The following is a 19,804-nucleotide window of genomic DNA, read 5'->3' as shown; positions in this document are numbered from 1 at the left end:
AGAATGAAATTAGTGGCAGGATTTATAAATTGGCAAGTTAATCGCTAAATTTACATTTTCGAAAGAGGTCTAATATATAGCATTATTATCGCTATACGTTAATATAAAAACCATCACCGTTTCAGACTCCCATGCAAATATAAAAGGTTTGTTTTTTAATAAATCATAAGCCTTAATATTCTGCAACCCTTCATAAAGATCTAGCTGAAATAAGACTTGCCCCCTGACACTCCAAAAATCCCTATATAAAATGATAGGATCATCACCGATCAGACCACCATCACATCGCCCTAATTTCAACATAAAATCTCTAAATTCGCCTTGAATTTTTATATCATACAATTTCTCAATTTTTAAAAGCTCAACTTCAGAATAGCCTTCAATATGACTTTTATTTTCCAAAGGTAGCAAATCTAAATATTTATAAAAATGTTGCATCACCTAGCGATATTCCTTATTACAAAATTATGCACATTCATAGAGTTTCCTTAAGCGTAGGCTGATGTGATAATTTTAGCTACTTAATCTGACCTGATTTATGATATTTCTGCTTTTTGACTTTGCATTCAGGACATACATTCAATCTATAAAAATAGACAGCCTAATGAGCACAGGCTGCCTATTTTTATTTAAGATCTTATTTTAAATCAGACAGCGGTTCTGATATCGATACCATTGCTTGTTGCAACGATTGCGACATCGGCAGGACGCTGTGCAAAGATACCATTGGTCACGACACCTGCAATATTATTCAGCTTTTGCTCAAGTTCAGTGGCACTTAAGATATTAAAATTGTGTACATCCAAAATCACATTACCATTATCGGTAATTACGCCTTCACGATAAGCAGGATCACCGCCCAAAGCGACAATTTTGCGAGCTACGGCTGAACGTGCCATCGGAATCACTTCTACAGGCACTGGAAAAGCACGCCCCAACTGCTCTACCCATTTGCTATCATCTACGATACAGACAAACTTTTCCGCTACACTCGCTACGATTTTTTCACGTGTTAAGGCTGCACCGCCACCTTTAATCATGTGCATATTGCAATCAATTTCATCAGCACCATCCACATAGGCATCAAGACTACCTACTTGATTGAGATCAATCACTTCAATGCCCAATTTTTTCAAACGTTCTTCAGTGGCTTTTGAGCTGGCTACTGCTGCTTCGAGTTGCAACTCAGGTAATAGTTCAATCAAAAAATTTACGGTACTGCCTGTACCTACCCCCAAAATGCCACCTTTTGGCAAATGTTGCAGTGCAGCTTGGGCAGCGGCTTGTTTTTTGGCATCAGCAGAACTCATAAAATCACCTTAAAAAAATTTATGTAAACAATGACAAAACAGCATTAATTATGCCATATTTTTTTGCTAAAATAAGAATCTTTTTAAAATTTTATCGTCACAGGACAGTTTATGTTATCTTATTGGGTCAAAAAAATATTACTGGCAAAGGTCTATGATGTTGCGGTTGAGACGCCACTAGAGCCAGCACCAAAAATCAGTCGCCAATTGGGTAACCATATTCGTTTTAAACGTGAAGATTTACAGCCAGTTTTTTCTTTTAAGTTACGTGGTGCATATAACCGCATTAGTCAATTACCCGAAAGTCAACGCCAACGTGGTGTAATCTGTGCATCAGCAGGCAACCATGCTCAAGGTGTGGCATTATCTGGTCAAAAACTGAATGTACCAACGATTATCGTCATGCCAACCACTACACCAGACATTAAAGTCGAAGCAGTACGTCGTTTGGGTGGCACAGTGGTTTTGGTTGGTGAAAGTTTTGATGAATCCAATCGTTATGCCCGTCAACATGCTGAAGATGAAGGCATGACCTTTATTCCACCTTATGATGATGCGGATGTCATCGCAGGACAAGGGACGATTGCCAACGAAATTTTACGTCAATGGCGTGATGTAGAATATGTCTTTGTGGCTGTTGGTGGTGGTGGTTTAATCGCAGGCGTGGCAGCTTATTTTGGTGAAGTCGCACCGCATGTCAAAGTCGTGGCAGTAGAATATGAAGAATCTGCGTGTCTAAAAGCTGCGATGGAAACAGGCGAACGGGTAATTTTACCGAGTGTAGGATTATTTGCCGATGGTACGGCTGTGGCTCAAATTGGTGCATTGCCATTTGATGTATTGCGTATGCCAAAATCGGACGGTTCAGCGAGTATGCTAATCGAACCTGAAGTGGTCACGGTCAATACCGATGAAATCTGTGTTGCAGTCAAAGATACTTATAATGATAACCGTAGTATTGTCGAGCCATCTGGGGCATTAGCATTGGCAGGTATCAAAAAATATGTGGCACAACATGGTATTCAAGACAAAAATATCGTGTCGATTGTCTGCGGTGCCAATATGAATTTTGAACGTTTGCACTATATTACCGAACGTATCGAATTGGGTGAAGCCAAAGAAGCGGTGTTTGCGGTCAATTTGCCTGAACAAAAAGGTGCATTTTTGGCATTCTGTCGTACTTTAGCAGGTAAAAACATTACTGAATTTAATTATCGTTTTAGTGCTGATGATTTGGCACAAGTCTATGTAGGCGTAAGCTTAAAACGTGCTGAGAAAGAGCGTAGCGAGATTTTTGAAAAACTCAGCCAAGCTTATGACACGGTAGATTTATCTGATGATAAGATTTCAAAATTACATATCCGTCATATGATTGGTGGTTATGCCCATTTGACCGATGAACGTTTATTTAGCGTGGAGTTTTTAGAGCGTCCAAATTCTTTACTGAATTTCTTGGAGAAGTTAGGCACTGAATATAATATCAGCCTATTCCATTATCGCAATCATAATGCAGCCGTATCTAATGTTTTAATTGGCTTACAGTCCACAGACACTGCTACAGTAAATGCTGATAATGATGCATTGTTACAACGCTTAAAAGAAATTGGCTATCCATTCGAAGAAGTTACTGACAACATCGGTTATCGTCGTTTCTTACGTTAAGTTAAAGGTTAAATTATGTATTCACCAGATAAAGGTAAAACAGGTCTAAAACGTATTTTTAATGCGTGGGGCTATTCTTTAGCAGGATTTAAAGCTGCCTACCAAAATGAAGCCGCTTTTCGCCAAGTAACGTGGATGAGTATTGTTTTAATTCCTGTGACGTTTTTTTTGCCGGTATCACCAGTTGAACAAGCGATGATGATTTTCGTCTGTCTATTTTCGGTAGTGGTTGAGTTACTTAATTCTGCCATTGAAAATGTGGTAGATCGTATCTCTTTAGAGCGTCATGAACTGTCCAAACGTGCCAAAGACATGGGCAGTGCCGCACAGTTTATTGCTTTACTTATCGTGTTCTTCACATGGGTGATTATTTTAGGGCATAAGTTTATAAACTAAATCACCACCACATCATCATCTTGCCATGCAGATTTCTATTTTTGCATGGCATTTTTATTTCAATTCAAAATAAATGTGACAAGAATCACATTCGTTAAAAATAATCAAGTATATTTTATATATCTATGTATAATTTGTATTGTAAAAAAAATAAGATTATATTTAAAATTGCACATTATATTTACACTTTGGAAACAATAAGTGCGTAATTTGATTATTTTAGGATTATCGGCTGGATTAGTGGTCGGGGGATATCATGGATATCACGCGTATAAAGTATATAATATTGAGCAACAATTGCGTGCTGCGAACAAAATTGTTAAGCCAAAATTTGAAACTCGCTATCTAAGTGTTGATGCACCAGACTATGAAAGCTACGCAAAACTCGATCCAAGCCAACTTAGCTATTTAAGTGGCGACAATGAAAGATTTTTAATCAAACTCAAGGGTGAAGTTCTTAATCAATATCCTAACTACTTGATATATATTACTTTGCCTGGTTTTACCAAAGAACGTTTTGAGCATGAGCAAATCGGTCGCTTTTTAGTAAAGTACACCTGTGATAATTTAGAAAAATTAAGAGATTATGATCAACATGCGAGATTAGCCAATCTTAATGTCTTAGAAAAAGATAATGTCCATTTTAAATACACTGTACGTAATGAATTGGGACAAGTTTTCTTAGAACAAGATAATCGTATTGCGAATTGCCCACAGTTTGAACCATTAAAAACTTATGTAAAACCAAAAGAAATTCCAGATGAAGCCTATCGTCCACACTCACCTTTTGCGGAAGAAGAAGCAAAAGCCCAAGACCGTAAAAACTAATCAGATTTAGCAGGAAAGAATAATATGGCATCTGAAAATAATCGACATTTACGTATTATGGCAGTGGTTTTCATTGGTGTATTTATATTTATTTTTAGTAAGTATATGAGACATGCCAGTGAAGAAAAAACACAAGAAAAGGTTTTATCATATTTGAAAGGTGACAAAATCAAAAACGATTTTGCCACTTCACCTGAAATTGGACAAGATATCTTAGTAAGTTTTCCCAAGATAACGATTTATGTTGATGATAAATATCGTGAAGACATTAACGTAAGTGATGATGAAAAACAATATTTTGACGAGCGTAAATGTGATTTTGTTTATGACTTATTTCGTGCCATGCATGCCAATGATCGCGGTAAACCACAAATCTTGCAAGTGTTAAAGGACGAAAATGTCGAAGTAGATTATATCTATCGTAATAAATATGCACAAACTCGTTATCAGACTCATGCAGTAATCAAAGATTGCAAGGGTTGGTACGACAAAAAAGCGAATTCTTAATAAGTATTAGGTCAAAATTTATCTTATGGAACGGAATTAACGTAATGAAAAAAGTCTTTATAATTATCCTAGCGGTACTCGCAGCTATCATTGGGTATTATTTTTATAATGCACATCAAGAAAAAGTAGCGAAACAAAAGTTTCGTAAAGCTTTTGAAGAGATGCCAGAAAAATTAAAAGCAGAGATGCCAAAGAATTTACCTATCAAACCGGATGTTATCGTTGCTTATCCTAATGTCACTTTTTATGGTGATGTCAAAGGCTATCGAGAAAAGACTTTACCGCCAGAAGCTGAAGCGATGTTTAATGAAAATCGTGGCTTTATCTGCGAGTCATTTTATAGCAGTGCTATACCACAATTTTTGGAGAACAAAAGTGATGGAAAAATTTTCTTAAAACTTGTTAAAGAAGAAAATATTAGTGCCGAAATGCAGTTCCGCAACGAGTTTGGTGAAGTATTATTCAAAGAACATAGTATAATATGGCAATGCCCTCAATACATTTCATCTTTACAAAGCGTAAGCTAATATTATGATTAAACCGTTGATGATTACATGGTATCAGCGGTTTTTTTCTGACCAATCATTTCTGATTCATAATAATTGTATCTAACTGCTGTTTGAACGTTTCTATACGCTCTTAAAGCAACGCCTGCTTTGCAATAATAATACCATTGGCATCGGCATAAATATAGTCATTAGGCTCAACGATAACATTGGCAATATTTAGGCGAATATTGGTTTCGCCTACGCCTTTACGCACGCTTTTTCGTGGCGTACTTGCCAAGGCATACACGCCCAAATCCATCGTTGCCAACTGCTCGACATCACGTACGCAACCAATAATAATCACGCCTTGCCAACCAAACTTTACCGCACTTTCTGCAATCATATCGCCCATCAATGCACAGTTTAGTGATGCTACCCCATCAACTATCAGCACTTTGCCTGTACCATCGGTTGCCAATAACTCTTTGACCCGAGAGTTATCCTCAAAACATTTCACCGTTACCGCTTGTCCTGCAAATCGTGTATGACCACCATAACTTTGAAATTTTAAACCATTGATTACAGGGCTAAGAACTTGGATTGCCAAGTCTTCATGATCATCTAATAGATCACAAGTCACAAAATTTTGCATCGTTATCATCCATATTTAATGAGAAATTAATTGCCAACAATATAACAAAATTCAAGCAGATTATCCTAGTACTGATAACAAAATACACAACATCATTTTTAATGATAAATAAAAAACGCCCATCCGAAGGTAAGCGTTTTAGGCGATGTCGTGCTGTTTATTTTACAAATTGTAAGAACAACCAGAACAAACCACCAGACAATGCAATCGTTACTGGTAAAGTCAATACCCAAGCCGACAGAATGGTCTTGATCGTGGATGCCTGCAAGCCTGATTTATTGGCGACCATCGTACCCGCTACCGCACTGTTCAAAACGTGTGTGGTTGATACTGGCATACCAAAGCCATCCGCTGCCGCAATCGTAGTCATCGCTACCAATTCCGTTGACATACCCTGCCCATAAGTCATGTGGTTTTTACCAATACGTTCACCAACTGTCACTACGATACGTTTCCAGCCTACCATTGTTCCCAAACCTAAAGCCAAAGCGACAGCTACTTTTACCCAAGTCGGAATATATTGTAAGAATGAATCCATATTTTTACGATAGTCTTTGACTACTTTTTCTTGTTCAGCAGTCATTTCAGGTAAAGCGTTTTTCTTTTCCAAAGCTTTTAGAGCAGTCATGCTGATATACATATCATTACGGATTTGATTGGTTTTTTGTTCATCCAAACCGTGTAAATTATTACGTCCGCCCATGTCCTGACCCAAGTGTGCTGTTAAGCTTGCCAATGCTGGCACAGTCGTTGCAGTCAATTCTTTGGTCTGAATATAAGTGGTGACATCTTTACGTGCTTGTTCGTAAGAAATATTCACATTCGGATTTTTGTCATGCAAAATCACCGCTGTTTGTTGTGACAGACTTTGGAAAGATTGCAAATGCTTTTCATCCAATGTTTTGTTTAACGAATACGCAAGCGGGACTAAGCCAATCAAGATTAACATGATCAAGCCCATGCCTTTTTGACCATCATTTGAACCGTGAGCAAAGCTTACCCCAGTACAAGTAAAAATCAAAATACCACGAATAAGCGGTGGTGGTGGACGATTGCCCACAGGTGGTTGGAATAATTCCATTTGCTTTTTAAAGATCACTTTTACCAATGTAAAAACGACCATCGCAAAGAAGAAACCAATCAAAGGCGAGAATAATAATGCCTTACCTACTTTGATAATTTGATCAACATCGACACCACTGGTTCCACTACCAGCATTCAAAAGCTGATTCATCAAACCCACACCGATGATTGAACCAATCAAGGTATGCGAACTCGATGCAGGGATACCAAAGAACCATGTTCCCAAGTTCCAGATGATGGCCGCTAATAACAGTGCAAAGACCATCGCAAAGCCCGCACCACTACCCACATTCATAATCATTTCAACAGGAAGCAAAGCGATAATGCTATACGCTACCGCACCACTGGCGACCATAACCCCTAAGAAGTTACAAAAACCAGCCCACATCACTGCTGTTGGTGCAGGTAAGGCGTTGGTATAAATCACCGTTGCCACTGCATTGGCGGTATCATGGAAACCATTCACAAATTCAAAGCCTAAGGCAATAAATAATGCTACCCCAAGCAAAATTACTGAATATAGATGCAATGGTGGTACATGCGATAAATCGGCAGACAACTGCACACCAATATAGATTAATGTACCGATGATTACTGATAAAAATACGGGTAAAAAGTATTTTGGCAATTTTTGATGCACATTTGTTGATTGTGCAGCATCTTGACTTAAGTGAGAAAGAATATCTTTATCGCTATCAGACATAATTAAAACCGTGTCGATGTAATTTGGCGTTAGTGTGAACTTTTTTTATGACACTTGTATGACAATTGGTATATTTTTTGACCTTATTTATTAAAAATCTTAGTGATATTTATCACTTAAGTCGTAAAAATAAACACAAAAACAGTCCGCTTAGGTATGATAAAATAATTTTTTGATTAATACGTAAATAAGAGAGGAATACTTATATGTCAAAGATTGCATTTTTGGGTATGGGCTTGATGGGTAGCCGTATGGCAAGCCGTTTACTTGAAGCTGATTTTTCTGTGGCGGTGTGGAATCGCACGCTGAGTGCTTGTGAGCCATTATTACAACAAGGAGCATCAGTTTTAGACTTAGAAAAAATTGCCGATTATGCAGTGATTTTAATCTGTTTAGCAGATGACTATGCCGTGACAGAAACAGTAGAAAAAATTTATCCTTTTTTGACAACAGGACAAATTATTGTCGATTTTTCCAGTCTTTCCGTACAACAAACCAAAATCTTAGCGGAAAAAGTTGCTGAAAAACAATGTACTTGGATTGATTCACCTGTATCGGGCGGCACGCAAGGTGCAGAACAAGGTAGCTTGGTGATTTTTGCTGGGGGAAATACAGATACCATTCAACAATTACAACCGATTTATCAAGTGCTATCACAGCGTGTCACCATCATGGGCGATGTCGGTGCAGGACAAGCCACCAAAATTTGTAATCAATTGATTGTCGCCAGTAGCAGTGCCGTGATTGCCGAAGCAGTGGCTTTGGCTCAAAAAGCGGGTGTGAATGCCGAGTTACTCGCCCCTGCGCTTGCCAATGGTTTTGCCGACTCTAAGCCTTTTCAAATTCTAAGCCCACGCATGGCAAGCCAAGTTTTTCAGCCTGTACAATGGAAAGTACAAACTTTAAGCAAAGATTTAAACAATGCGGTCAAGCTTGCCGAGCAGTTTGATTTAAATATTCCCGTTGCCGAACGTGCTTTACAACAATTACAACAACATCAACAGCATGGCTATGCCGAACAAGACCTAGCCACCATTATTTACCAAGTCACTGGACAGCCAGAGGAATAAACCATGAATAAAAGCAATAAAATCAATTTGGGCGTCAATTTATCGATGATTTTTACTGAAGTGCCGTTGATTGAGCGTTTTGCTTTGGCTCGTCAGGCAGGATTTGATACGGTCGAAGTACAATTTCCTTATGAATTATCTATCGATGCTATTCAACAACAATTGCAACGATATCAACTTGAGCTTTGTTTAATTAATGTGCCTGCTGCGGATTTACTACAAGGTGGTTTGGGCTTAGCTTGTGTGCCGAATAAACAAACAGAATTTCAACAGGCGGTAAAACAAGCAGTGGAATATGCCACAGTCTTAAATGTACCGATGATTAATGTTTTGGCAGGACGCAATCAAACTGCAACAGGTGAGCAAAGTTTTGACTGCAATGAATGCTGGCAAGTGTTGATTGAAAATTTAAAATTTACTGCTGAATATGCCCAGAAACATGGTATTAAAGTAGTTTTTGAATTGATTAATGGTATTGATATGCCGCATTTTTTGGTACAAAATTTAAACCAAGTCGAACAAGTTTTACAGCAAGTCCAACATGACAATTTAGCCTTACAATTTGACTGTTATCATATCGCACGCATTGGTGAAAATGTAGCGGATAGCTTGCACAAATATATGCCACACATTGGACATATTCAATTTGCTGATAGTCCTACTCGCCATCAACCAAGTACAGGCGAGCTTAATTTTGCCGAGATTTTCCAAGCCATTGCCGAGAGCGATTATCAAGGCAAGGTTTGTGCTGAATACCGCCCGCAAGGTGAGTCGTTACAAAGCTTTAATTGGAAAGAAAAATTTAAACAGTTTTTCTAAGTTGACTTAAAAGTTAAGATTGTGCAGTACGTTGCGACCGCACAATCTGATGATAAATCAGTACAGTAAGTACAGATAATATCGTACTAAAGACAAAATAACTTTGGTGGCTGAATTGACCAATAATCATACCACCAAAAATCGGTCCAAGTGCCGAACCAAAATCTCCTAGCATTGCTGCACCAAAATAACTACCGCGTAACTCTGGTTTTGCCATACTGTCAATAGTGACGCTGATATTTGGAAAAGCAATACACTCGCCTAAACTTAATATAAAAATCACCGTACTCCATGCCCATAGCGAATGCATATCTATAAATAAAAAAGCCATTTGCGAGAATAACACCATAATAAAACCGATTTGTGTACGTATACCGACGGTAATATTTTCCATAATTTTCAATAACGGAAATTGAAAAAATACCACAGTTAAACAGTTTACTACGGTAATCATCACAATAAAATGTGCAACAGTCGTTGCATTAATTTGGATTAATATCTGCGGTAAAGTCACATTCACCTGTGAATACACAATTAACATCAGTAGAATCGCAAAAATTAATAATAAAAATAATGTATCATGACGAATGGCTTTAAACGCATCAATTATACTTGGCGTGCTATGTGGTTGCATTGACTGATTTTGAGATGATAACGTTTTATCATTGGATTGCGGCGGTAAAAGTCGATAAAGCCAAAATCCATAAGCCAAATATGCTAAACTGGTTGAAATAAATAAGGCATTCGGGTTTTTTAATGCCAAATATAAACCGACTAAAGCCCCAATACCGCCTGCAATATTAATCGCAAAATAACGTAAATTAAATGCCAACTCTCGGTCTTTGCTATCGGGTAAATGGTCGGATAATACCGCTTTGGCAACCATTTCAACCATTGGACGAACTAGCCCTAAAACCAACATGATTAAGAAAAATTGCCAAAATTGCGTTGCGATAATCAATGCCCAATAACTCAGCACTGCCAAACCGCAACCTGTAACCATAATATTCCGACGCCCAAAACGGTCTGATAAATAACCGATATAAAAGCCAGACAAAGAACTAATGCCTGCTGATGCACCGAGCATAATACCCACTTTTAAAGGGGAAATATGGATACTATTCAATAAAATAATCAAAAATGGCCATGACATAAAATAACTAAAACGCATAAAAAATGTACCGACTAAAATCGCCCAAACAGTCTGATTAAAGCGTTTCAAGCGTTCTCTTTGAAAAATACTGTCCGTGTTATCTTGTTGACTTGCAGCCATTTTTAACTACTCTTAACGATAAGAAAAAGAGTATAGCATTAAGTAGCTAAATCGGAACATACTTTGTTATATCTATTTTCAAAAACAATTACTCAATTATGATGTAGCAAGTAATTGGGGAAATTGGCAATATCTAGGCGGTGTTGGCGCGGATCCACGTGGTTTGAGGCAATTTAATTTACAAAAGCAAAGCCAACAGTATGACCTTGATGGTCAATTTGTCGAAACATGGCAGTGAAGTTCATTTTTAAAAAAGTAATATTTTAAGTTATAGATATTATTAATTGGATAATGCTGAACAATGGTGCTCAAATTAAGCACCATTGCTTTACTCAGCAGAAATCATTAAAGACCTTGTTTTTTCCAAAGTTCTGCAATACATGGATTTGGTGCAATAATGCGTTTGCCTTTCTTTGTCTTATAGACTACTGGGTCATACTCGCGAGTACAAAATCCAGATGTATCAGGTGTAGCTACTGACGCAGTTGAAACTGTACTCATGCCCACGAACGATGCCAATACTGCTGACATGACTAAAATTGATTTTTTCATTTTTTTTTGCTCCTGTGTAAGACAATCATCTTTAAAAATGATTGGAGTCCTTGTGAACTCATCTTTATATTGCGACTGAATAGGCATTTTGTCAACTATTTCCAAAAAATATTTTTTGTACATTCTCAAGATAAAACCACACTGATTTAAAGCAGATTTTTTATTTTTATCGTATAAAGAGATGAGAAGTAAAAATAGCTTAAGTCATTTGAATTAAGCTATTTTTATAGTCTAGATAATCTAGCGATTTCTTAACGCTCGTAACCGCTCCAATGCTTGTTGTGCTTGTTGCATCGGGTCAAGCTGTAAGCTACTGGCAGGCTTTTTACGTCCGAGCCATTCGATTTCATCGGCTGGCAATTCATCCAAAAAGCGACTTGGCGTCATCTGCTTCATTTGCCCACCCGCTTTACGCTGTTCAGCAAGGGTCAAAGTCAAGCCTTGCTTGGCACGAGTGATACCCACATACATCAAACGGCGTTCTTCTTCGATGGTATCGGCAGCAATAGAATTGCGATGCGGTAGCATCTCTTCTTCCAAACCCGTCATATAGACGTATGGAAATTCCAAACCTTTTGCCGCATGCAAAGTCATCAAATTGACTTTATCAGTGTCTTGCTCTTCTTGTTGTTGTTCTAGCATATCGATGAGCACCAGCTTACGAATAGCACTTTCGATATTACGTTCATCGACATCATCAGCTTTATTGATTAAGCTTTGAATGCTATTGTAAAGACTTTCAATGTTGTCTAGCTTGGTCTTTTCTTGTGCAGGTGTTGCCGCTGTTTCTCGTACATAATCAATATAACCCAGTTCATTCATCATTTGGCGAACAAGTGGTACTGGCTCATCATCATCGGTCAATTCACGGGTATAATTCTGCATAAATTCAGCAAATTCGTGTAGTTGGCTTACCGCTTTTTTAGGTAATACCATACTTAGACGTTGATCACCTGCTGCGGATAACAATGACAAATGATTTTCTTGTGCAAATAAACCCAATTTTTCTAAGGTCGCTGGACCAATGGCACGCTTTGGTGTATTGATAATACGCAAAAAGGCACTGTCATCCTCAGGATTGATAATTAAACGCAAATAACTCATCACATCTTTAATTTCAGCTTTTGCAAAGAAAGATTGACCACCCGATAATTTATAAGGAATTTGCAATAAACGTAACTGAGTTTCAATCACACGAGCTTGGAAATTACCACGGTAAAGCACTGCATAATCTTGCCAATTCAAGCCATGCATCAGTTTATGAGTAATTAAGTCTTTGACCACACGTTCAGCTTCGTCATCATCATTACGACAGGTAATCACTCGGATACGCTCGCCACGCCCTTTATCGCTCCATAATTGCTTTTCGAAAATATGCGGATTATTGGTAATCACCGCATTGGCAGCCCCTAAAATCACACTGGTAGAACGATAATTTTGTTCCAGTTTAATCACTTTGAGCTGTGGGAAATCTTGTGCCAACAATGCCATATTTTCAGGTTTTGCCCCACGCCATGCATAGATTGACTGGTCATCGTCACCCACCGCAGTAAACTGCCCCATTACACCGACCAATAGTTTGACCAGCATATATTGTGCAGTATTGGTATCTTGATACTCATCCACCAAAAGATAACGCACACGACGTTGCCACTTTTCACGTACTTCTTCATTGTCTTGTAGCAGACGTGTTGGCATGACAATCAAATCATCAAAATCTACCGCATTATAAGCACGTAAATTACGCTCATAGAGTTGGTAAAGATGCGCAATTTGTACATCATCCTTATCTACACACGTAGCATGAGCTTGTTCAGGTAAGATCAAATCATTTTTCCAATCGGAAATTTTTTTCATCGCTTTGGCAATCAACTCTTTGCTGTCGGCATTCGCCAAATTATCACGATGCATCAAATCCATCAAAATGCGTTTGCAGTCATCCGCATCTAAAATAGAAAAATTATTTTTGAGTGGCGTATGTTTTAATTCTAAGCGTAAAAGATTTAGACCAAAGGTATGGAAAGTCGATACATTTAATCCTTTGCCTTGTTCTTTTGGTAAGACTTTTTGTACACGTTCTTTCATTTCACGTGCGGCTTTATTAGTAAAGGTCACTGCAGTGATACGATGTGCAGGCACACCACAATTTATCACCAAATGAGCAATCTTTTGTGTGATTACCGATGTCTTACCCGAACCTGCCCCTGCCAACACCAAAAGTGGGCCTTGCGTATAACGCATTGCTTCTTGTTGTTCGGGATTTAAGTGAGCGCCTATCGACATCATCTTTCGCCATATTTGTGTTGTGGGCTGACAATATACCGATTTTACCTTATGCTTTCAATCAGTATTTTTATGCAAAATATGGCAATGTTATTCTGTTTTTTATCAATGATTATTGCGTTATATTTTGCTGATGATTGTTTTTACAACTTAACTAAAATAAGCAAAAAAAATCGTGCTAAATCTAACATTTAACACGATTCTTAGCACAAAAAATAAAATTACATATAAGCTTTATCATTTTGTGTGTGGTCAGTTTTATCGATGACACGTTTTAGCTCTGGGATATGAGCTTGTAAAGTGGTTTCCACACCTTGTTTTAAAGTCACGTCAATCGCTGAACAACCTTGACATCCACCACCAAATTGCAATACCGCTGTCAAGCCATGTTCACTATCATCAATCACTTCAAGCAAGCTACAACTACCGCCATGCCCTGCCAAACCAGGATTGATTTCTGCTTGCAATACATAAGCAATACGCTCTTCAATTGATGCATCAGGACCAACACGAGGCACTTTTGAATTCGGTGCTTTAAAAGTTAACTGACCACCAAAACGGTCTTTGTTATAGTCGATGACGGCATCTTTGAGATAAGGAATCGATGGTGTGTCAATAAATGCAGGGAAATCAGCATAATCTTGGCGATAATCTGTAGGTACCACATCTTCAGGTGCTGAATATGCCATACAACATTCCGCACGTGCCGTACCAGCACTCTCAACAAAAATACGTACGCCGATACCTTCGATCTCTTGCTTTGCCAACAGTTCTTTTAAGTATTCTTGTGCGGCGGTAGTGATGACCAAATTTGGTACTTGCTCTTGCTGTTCTTGCGTTGACATTTTGACAACTCCATAAAAAGACTTGATTTGTTATCAATAAGGCTAAAGGCACTTTTTTCAAGGGCTTTTGGCGATAATAGATGACTAAATTAGTAGGGTATAAACGAATTGTAACAGATTCTGATCATGAAACCAATGCTAATTTCGCATGTAAATTTGTCGTAAAAAAATGACGTGATCACATCAGGTCATCACGTCACAGAATATAGACTAAGTTTTTTTAAAATATATTGCTGTTATCATTTAAGCTTGATAAGCAGCAACATAATCATGCCACTGGCTACGTAATTCGATCGTTAATTCACTTAAATTATCATCAAATACTGTGCCTTCGATGTCTTTCGCAATCATCACCGCTGTGGTTGCCATGATATCAAAGCTTTTTGCCGCTTCTACATGTGGTAAAGTCAAGAAAAAAGCCAAACCTGTAACTGAGGAATTTGGATTAGCATCCAAATCAAAACCCGTTGGAGAGCCATCTTGCTGCAATTTTAAAGCACTATAGATCAAGACAGGTTCGGCATTTTCATGGTATTCATAACGATGAAAACAAGACATTTCACCGAAGCGTAAACCATAATTCTTAAGAATTTTTAGCGTTTGTGCATGGGTAAGATTTTGATGATTTGGGTAAATGTACAAAGCAATGGTATCTTGTGCATTTTGTAATGCACTTTGCTGATCTTTACGCTCTTGCTCAATCAAATGCTGAGATAAGATATCAATATCATCTTCATCATATGCCATATCATCAGCACGCCCTAACTCATTTACAGCAACGGTTGGTAGTTTTTCTACATCATGCTGTTGGGTCTGATCCAAATCTTTTGTTGTGTCATGATTTGATGTCTCAGCAGTGTGTAATTGCGTTTGTTGAGCTGCATGGTCAATATTGCTGAGTGCATCTAATGCAGCATCAAAAACCTTTTCATTCTGTTCAGTGATTTTTGCCTTATTCACTTCAACTTGTATTGCCAATGCATTCAACTCATGATCAGACTTGGCATCGTTTTGTTTGGCTACTGCATTATTGTTCGCATCTTGGTGTGCAACAACGGTATCTTTAGGTGTTGACGCGTCTGATGCATTATTTAAAGCAGGGTCAGCTTCAGCACTTAGTTGTGTTGATATGTCTGTACTCTGTTCAGACTTCGCTGCCTCAGCACTTTGTGCCTCAGCTTTTGGCGTGCTTTCTGTATTCAATTGTTCACGTAAATGGCGTGGTAAAATCGGTTGTCCTGTACTTTCATCCGTTTCAACCTGTGCTTTTTGCAAATGCTCTGTAAAATAAGGACGACGTAATAATAGTCTCAAAGCCCATAAAATCATCAAAACTGCAACAATAATACCAATATACCAACGAATATCCACGCGAAAACCTGACCTAAATTATGTTGAAATTATCACCAAATCATAGATTTGATCACAATTATTTGAATACTTTAAAAGCGTCAATTTTAACAGTTTTTATCCACCATTGACTAGATTTATTTACGCTTTATATCAAGAAAAACACGCATTCAAAATCAAGATATATTTTTACTCTCAAAATACCATCGAAACTCAGCGATTTTTCAGCTTATAAATAACTTTCCGCTTCGCTCAAACTCACTTGTACGAGCTTTGAGCTGCCTGCATCAGGCATGGTCACGCCCAATAAATCCGTTGCCATGGTCATTGCCAGTTTGTTGTGCGTAATATAAATAAACTGCACTTGCTCAGACAATTCTGTCACTAGATGGCAAAAACGCTGTACATTGGCATCATCGAGCGGTGCATCGACTTCATCCAGTACGCAAAAGGGTGCAGGATTGAGACGGAAAATCGCAAACACCAAAGCCAAAGCGGTCAAGGCTTTTTCCCCACCCGATAGCAAAGCCAAAGTGCTGTTGCGTTTGCCTGGGGGACGAGCCATCAATTTTACCCCAGATTGCCAATCACTCTCCAAAATCAGACTGGCTTCACCACCTGTAAAAATCTTTGGAAATAATTCGGTCAATTGTTGATTTATGGCATCAAAAGTCTTCATAAACAATTGCTTGGTTTCTTGGTCGATGCTGTGCATGGCAGTTTTCAGCTGTTCCACCGTTTGTTCAAGGTCATCAATTTGATGGCTTAATTGCTGCAAACGGCTATCCACTTGTTGCAATTCTTGATACGCCACCAAATTTACCGCACCGATTTTAGCCAGTTGTTGTTCTGCTTGTTGTAATTGTTGCTGCTGTTTTGCCAATGTAATCGCTGTACAATTTAGGTCAATTTCAGTTAAATGTTGCTGTTGAAACTGTTCAAAATTAAACTGATTTAAATCAAATTCAGCAAGGCTAATTTTATCGTCAAGCAACTCTTCGTCTGCACTTTCAAGATTTAAATCATATGTATTTTCAATCGCTTGTGAATTATCATCCTGTTGATTTTCCAGTAATTCATCTTTCCCTAAAGCATTATCAATTAACTGCATCTGCAACTTTGTAGTATGATTTTCACTCGGTTGTTGCTGTTCACGCTGATACTGATGTTGCACTTGTAACAATTGCTGTGCGGCATGACTAGCATTGCTTTTGTGCTGTTGCCATTGCAAACGAGTGTTTTCCAAGGCATCTCGCAAATCATTTTCTTGCTGTTGCTGGATGCTACGTTGTTGATTTAGATCATGTTGTTGCTGTTGCAAGGCATCTAATTGCTTCTGCCAAGATAGCCAAGCTTGCTCGTGTTGTTCAGCTTGTTGCTTAGCGTATTGCAGTGCTTCATCATCTTGCTGTTGGGCGTTGATTATCTCAAGCTGTTGTTGAAGCTCGATATTTTGCTCATCAATTTGTTCTAACTGTTGCTGTTTAAATTGTTCACTTTGCTGTAATAATTGCTGTTGTGCGGTTAATTTTTGCAACATCTGTTCAAGCTGTTTTTTCTCAAAATCGGCTTGCTGTTGTTGCTGTTGCACTTGTTCAAATTGCTGTTCCGCTTGGTTTAATTGCTGTTGTTGTTGCAATACATTAGGCTGACGTTGTTCGATTTTGAGTTGTACTTGTGCCAAATCCAGCTGAATTTCATCTAACTCGCCCATGTCATCTTCATACTGTTGGCTGAGCTGTTGTAATTGCTGTTGATATTGTTGAGCTTGGCTCGCCTGTGCATCTAGCTGGACTTGCCATTTGGTCTGTTGTTGCTGTTGTTGTTGCAATTGCTGATTGAGATTTTTTAATTGCTGTTGCGTTTGGCTTGCTTGTTGCTTTTGCTCGTCACGCTGCTCGCCTATGGCTTGCAATTGTGGCTGTAACTGTTTGATTTGGCTATCCAATTGTTGCAATTGTTGCACAATATCCGCCAAATGATTTTGATAATGCAATTGCCCATCCATGCCATCGCCATGATCCAACTGTAGATTAATTAGCCAATCCACACCCAACCAAAAACCATCAAGGCTAACCATACTGCAATGCGGTGCTAAAAATGGTTGTAATGCGAGAGCTTGTTGTTGATTTTCAATTAGATAAATATTTTGCCATAGCGAATGTTTCGGTTGGCGAATCCATTCACTTAGCGTTTTTAAATCGGCAAATTTCGCCTGTTGTTCGGCGGTCAAAGGCAGGTTTGGCAAATGTTGATGATTTAATAATAATTGTCGTGCATGATTTTTTGCTTGTACATCTTGGCTAAAACCATCTTTAAAATCAGTATTTTCAGTTGCATAAGTTTCGGCAAGCAACCATTTTGCCAAGATTTTTTCTAACCATTGGCTATGTTGTTTGCCTGCATCGGTCAATTGTAATTGTTGCAATAATGGTCGTTGTGCCTGCCCTGTTTTTTGCTGTAATTGTTGCAAAATTTTTTGGGTTTGCTGTTCATCACGCTGAAGATTTTTTTGTAATAATTGCCATTCTTGCTGTTGTTGTTGCAAGTGTTGATATTGCTGTTCGTTATCGTTTAAAGCCTGTTGCAAGCGGTCGCATTGCTGTTGTTGCTGTTCAATTTTGAGCGTGGTACTGGCTAAATCCAATTGCAAATCATCCAGTTGCAATTGTAGCTCGTCATTGTTTGCCTGTTGCTGTTGTTGTTGCAATTGCTGTTGTTGTTGCTGCAAACGCTGTAGATTTTTTTGCAAATGTTCTTGTTGCAATTGCCATTGCGTCGCTTGCTGTTGCAATTTTGCCAATTGTTCTTTTTCAGTATTTAGCTCTTGCTGTTGCTGTTTGAGTTGCTGTTGCCATGCGGTCAAATCTTGTACTTGCTCGGGCTGTAACTCTGCCAATTGTTGTTGCAAGTCTTGGATTTGTTGCTGCAATTGGCGTTGTGTCGTGGCATCATTGTGCTGTTCATCAAGCAATTGTTGTTGCTTGAGCTGTTGCAAGGCGATTTTTTCTTGTATGTCTTGTTGCTGTTGGTTTTGCTGTTGCAATTGCCACAAGATTTTTTCGTGTAATTGGCGTGCTTGATGCCAAGCTTGTTGTAAAGGCTCGGATTGTGCCACTTGTTCTTGTAGATTTTTTTGTAGCAAAATGCTTTCAATATCAAGCTGTTCCACGTGTTGATGTTGGGCTTGATGTTGTTCCGACAGCTCAGTCAATTGTGTGGTACTGTGTTGCATGGCTTGGCTATGCTGTACAAAATCCACCGCCAACAATTGCAATTTAGTTTGATAAATTTGCTGTTTTAAAAGTTGATATTTTTCCGCCTGACTAGCTTGACGGCTTAAAGTTTTACTTTGTTGTTGTAATTCTAGCCGAATATCATGCAAACGAGAAAGATTGTCTTGGGTATGTTCTAGATGTTGTAGCGTGTCTTTACGGCGTGCTTGATAACGGGAAATGCCTGCCGCTTCTTCGATAAATACACGCATTTCATCGGGTTTGGCATCGACCAAACGGTTAATCATGCCCTGCTCAATCACCGCATAAGAACGTGGTCCAAGCCCTGTGCCTAAGAAAATATCGGTAATATCTTTACGGCGACAACGTGTGCCATTCAAAAAATATTCCGATTTGCCATCTCGATTGACTTGGCGTTTGACGCTCAATTCTTGATAGGCATTGTACGCACCGCCAAGCTTACCATAAGTATTATCAAAACGTAGCTCAACACTTGCCACGCCCACCGCCTTACGCTGTGATGTGCCTGCAAAAATCACATCTTGCATATTGCCACCACGCAATTGCTTGGCACTGGACTCCCCCATCACCCAGCGAATCGCATCAATCACATTGGATTTGCCACAACCATTCGGTCCGACAATCGCCGTACGATTTTTTTTAAATTGTAAAGTGGTACTTTCGGCAAAGGATTTAAACCCTACCAATTTTAGACTGGTTAGACGCATAGCAAGCTAAATTTAAGCG

General features: G+C 38.6%; 18 protein-coding genes. 8 read left to right on the top strand and 10 right to left on the bottom strand.

The features are described from left to right. Nucleotides 1–69 precede the first annotated feature (69 nt). Nucleotides 70–441 carry a hypothetical protein gene (locus tag ACEYX7_RS03540; protein ID WP_374900208.1) on the bottom strand — a complete coding sequence of 124 codons (372 nt, stop codon included), beginning with the start codon at nt 439–441 and terminating at the stop codon, nt 70–72. Nucleotides 442–647: 206 nt separating this feature from the next. Beyond that, nucleotides 648–1,310: a ribose-5-phosphate isomerase RpiA gene (gene rpiA / locus ACEYX7_RS03535; protein ID WP_374803322.1), complete on the bottom strand. Its 663-nt coding sequence runs from the start codon at nt 1,308–1,310 to the stop codon at nt 648–650. Between the two features lie 111 nt (nt 1,311–1,421). On the opposite strand from rpiA, the gene ilvA reads away from it, so the two are divergent. From ilvA to ACEYX7_RS03510, 5 genes are all read left to right on the top strand, one after another. After that, the gene (ilvA, locus tag ACEYX7_RS03530) at nt 1,422–2,972 is read left to right on the top strand and encodes a threonine ammonia-lyase, biosynthetic (RefSeq protein WP_374803324.1); all 1,551 of its coding nucleotides are present in this window, start codon (nt 1,422–1,424) and stop codon (nt 2,970–2,972) included. Between the two features lie 15 nt (nt 2,973–2,987). Then, nucleotides 2,988–3,368 carry a diacylglycerol kinase gene (locus ACEYX7_RS03525; protein WP_374803326.1) on the top strand — a complete coding sequence of 127 codons (381 nt, stop codon included), beginning with the start codon at nt 2,988–2,990 and terminating at the stop codon, nt 3,366–3,368. A gap of 201 nt (nt 3,369–3,569) precedes the next feature. Continuing rightward, nucleotides 3,570–4,196 (top strand): hypothetical protein, encoded by a 627-nt coding sequence (locus tag ACEYX7_RS03520; protein WP_374807033.1) that lies wholly within the window; start codon nt 3,570–3,572, stop codon nt 4,194–4,196. Between the two features lie 24 nt (nt 4,197–4,220). Then, nucleotides 4,221–4,703 (top strand): hypothetical protein, encoded by a 483-nt coding sequence (locus ACEYX7_RS03515; protein ID WP_374803330.1) that lies wholly within the window; start codon nt 4,221–4,223, stop codon nt 4,701–4,703. Between the two features lie 44 nt (nt 4,704–4,747). Next, nucleotides 4,748–5,230 (top strand): hypothetical protein, encoded by a 483-nt coding sequence (locus ACEYX7_RS03510; protein WP_374807034.1) that lies wholly within the window; start codon nt 4,748–4,750, stop codon nt 5,228–5,230. Between the two features lie 112 nt (nt 5,231–5,342). On the opposite strand, the gene rraA is transcribed toward ACEYX7_RS03510, so the two are convergent. Next, nucleotides 5,343–5,852: a ribonuclease E activity regulator RraA gene (gene rraA / locus ACEYX7_RS03505; RefSeq protein ID WP_374803335.1), complete on the bottom strand. Its 510-nt coding sequence runs from the start codon at nt 5,850–5,852 to the stop codon at nt 5,343–5,345. Nucleotides 5,853–6,000: 148 nt separating this feature from the next. Beyond that, complete coding sequence (locus ACEYX7_RS03500) at nt 6,001–7,629, bottom strand: inorganic phosphate transporter (protein ID WP_374807035.1); 1,629 nt, start codon at nt 7,627–7,629, stop codon at nt 6,001–6,003. A 206-nt stretch (nt 7,630–7,835) separates the two neighbouring features. Between ACEYX7_RS03500 and ACEYX7_RS03495 the strand changes: the two genes are divergently transcribed. Both ACEYX7_RS03495 and ACEYX7_RS03490 read left to right on the top strand, forming a co-directional pair. Further along, nucleotides 7,836–8,699 (top strand): NAD(P)-dependent oxidoreductase, encoded by an 864-nt coding sequence (locus ACEYX7_RS03495; RefSeq protein ID WP_374803339.1) that lies wholly within the window; start codon nt 7,836–7,838, stop codon nt 8,697–8,699. Between the two features lie 3 nt (nt 8,700–8,702). Next, nucleotides 8,703–9,518, top strand: a complete 816-nt coding sequence (locus ACEYX7_RS03490; RefSeq protein ID WP_374803341.1) for a hydroxypyruvate isomerase family protein — start codon at nt 8,703–8,705, stop codon at nt 9,516–9,518. Between the two features lie 13 nt (nt 9,519–9,531). Here ACEYX7_RS03490 and ACEYX7_RS03485 read toward each other — a convergent pair whose 3' ends face one another. Then, nucleotides 9,532–10,791 carry an MFS transporter gene (locus ACEYX7_RS03485; protein ID WP_374807036.1) on the bottom strand — a complete coding sequence of 420 codons (1,260 nt, stop codon included), beginning with the start codon at nt 10,789–10,791 and terminating at the stop codon, nt 9,532–9,534. A 58-nt stretch (nt 10,792–10,849) separates the two neighbouring features. On the opposite strand from ACEYX7_RS03485, the gene ACEYX7_RS03480 reads away from it, so the two are divergent. Then, entirely contained in the window at nt 10,850–11,029 is a 180-nt protein-coding gene (locus ACEYX7_RS03480; protein ID WP_374900209.1) for an FAD-binding domain-containing protein, read from the top strand. A 107-nt stretch (nt 11,030–11,136) separates the two neighbouring features. Here the strand turns inward: ACEYX7_RS03480 and ACEYX7_RS03475 are convergent, their stop codons facing one another. The 5 genes from ACEYX7_RS03475 to smc form a co-directional block, all read right to left on the bottom strand. Next, nucleotides 11,137–11,343: a hypothetical protein gene (locus ACEYX7_RS03475; RefSeq protein WP_374803345.1), complete on the bottom strand. Its 207-nt coding sequence runs from the start codon at nt 11,341–11,343 to the stop codon at nt 11,137–11,139. Between the two features lie 240 nt (nt 11,344–11,583). Next, the gene (locus tag ACEYX7_RS03470; RefSeq protein ID WP_374803347.1) at nt 11,584–13,626 is read right to left on the bottom strand and encodes a UvrD-helicase domain-containing protein; all 2,043 of its coding nucleotides are present in this window, start codon (nt 13,624–13,626) and stop codon (nt 11,584–11,586) included. 221 nt (nt 13,627–13,847) lie between these two features. After that, the gene (nfuA, locus tag ACEYX7_RS03465) at nt 13,848–14,471 is read right to left on the bottom strand and encodes a Fe-S biogenesis protein NfuA (protein ID WP_374803349.1); all 624 of its coding nucleotides are present in this window, start codon (nt 14,469–14,471) and stop codon (nt 13,848–13,850) included. 243 nt (nt 14,472–14,714) lie between these two features. Next, nucleotides 14,715–15,842 carry a cell division protein ZipA C-terminal FtsZ-binding domain-containing protein gene (locus ACEYX7_RS03460; protein ID WP_374807037.1) on the bottom strand — a complete coding sequence of 376 codons (1,128 nt, stop codon included), beginning with the start codon at nt 15,840–15,842 and terminating at the stop codon, nt 14,715–14,717. A 208-nt stretch (nt 15,843–16,050) separates the two neighbouring features. Further along, the gene (smc, locus tag ACEYX7_RS03455; RefSeq protein ID WP_374803353.1) at nt 16,051–19,785 is read right to left on the bottom strand and encodes a chromosome segregation protein SMC; all 3,735 of its coding nucleotides are present in this window, start codon (nt 19,783–19,785) and stop codon (nt 16,051–16,053) included. Nucleotides 19,786–19,804 lie beyond the last annotated feature (19 nt).

This window comes from Hubeiibacter jixunmingi, assembly GCF_041928215.1.
Lineage (GTDB): Bacteria > Pseudomonadota > Gammaproteobacteria > Pseudomonadales > Moraxellaceae > Acinetobacter.
Note: the sequence above shows the minus strand (reverse complement) of the source record. Positions and strands in the feature narration are given on the sequence as shown.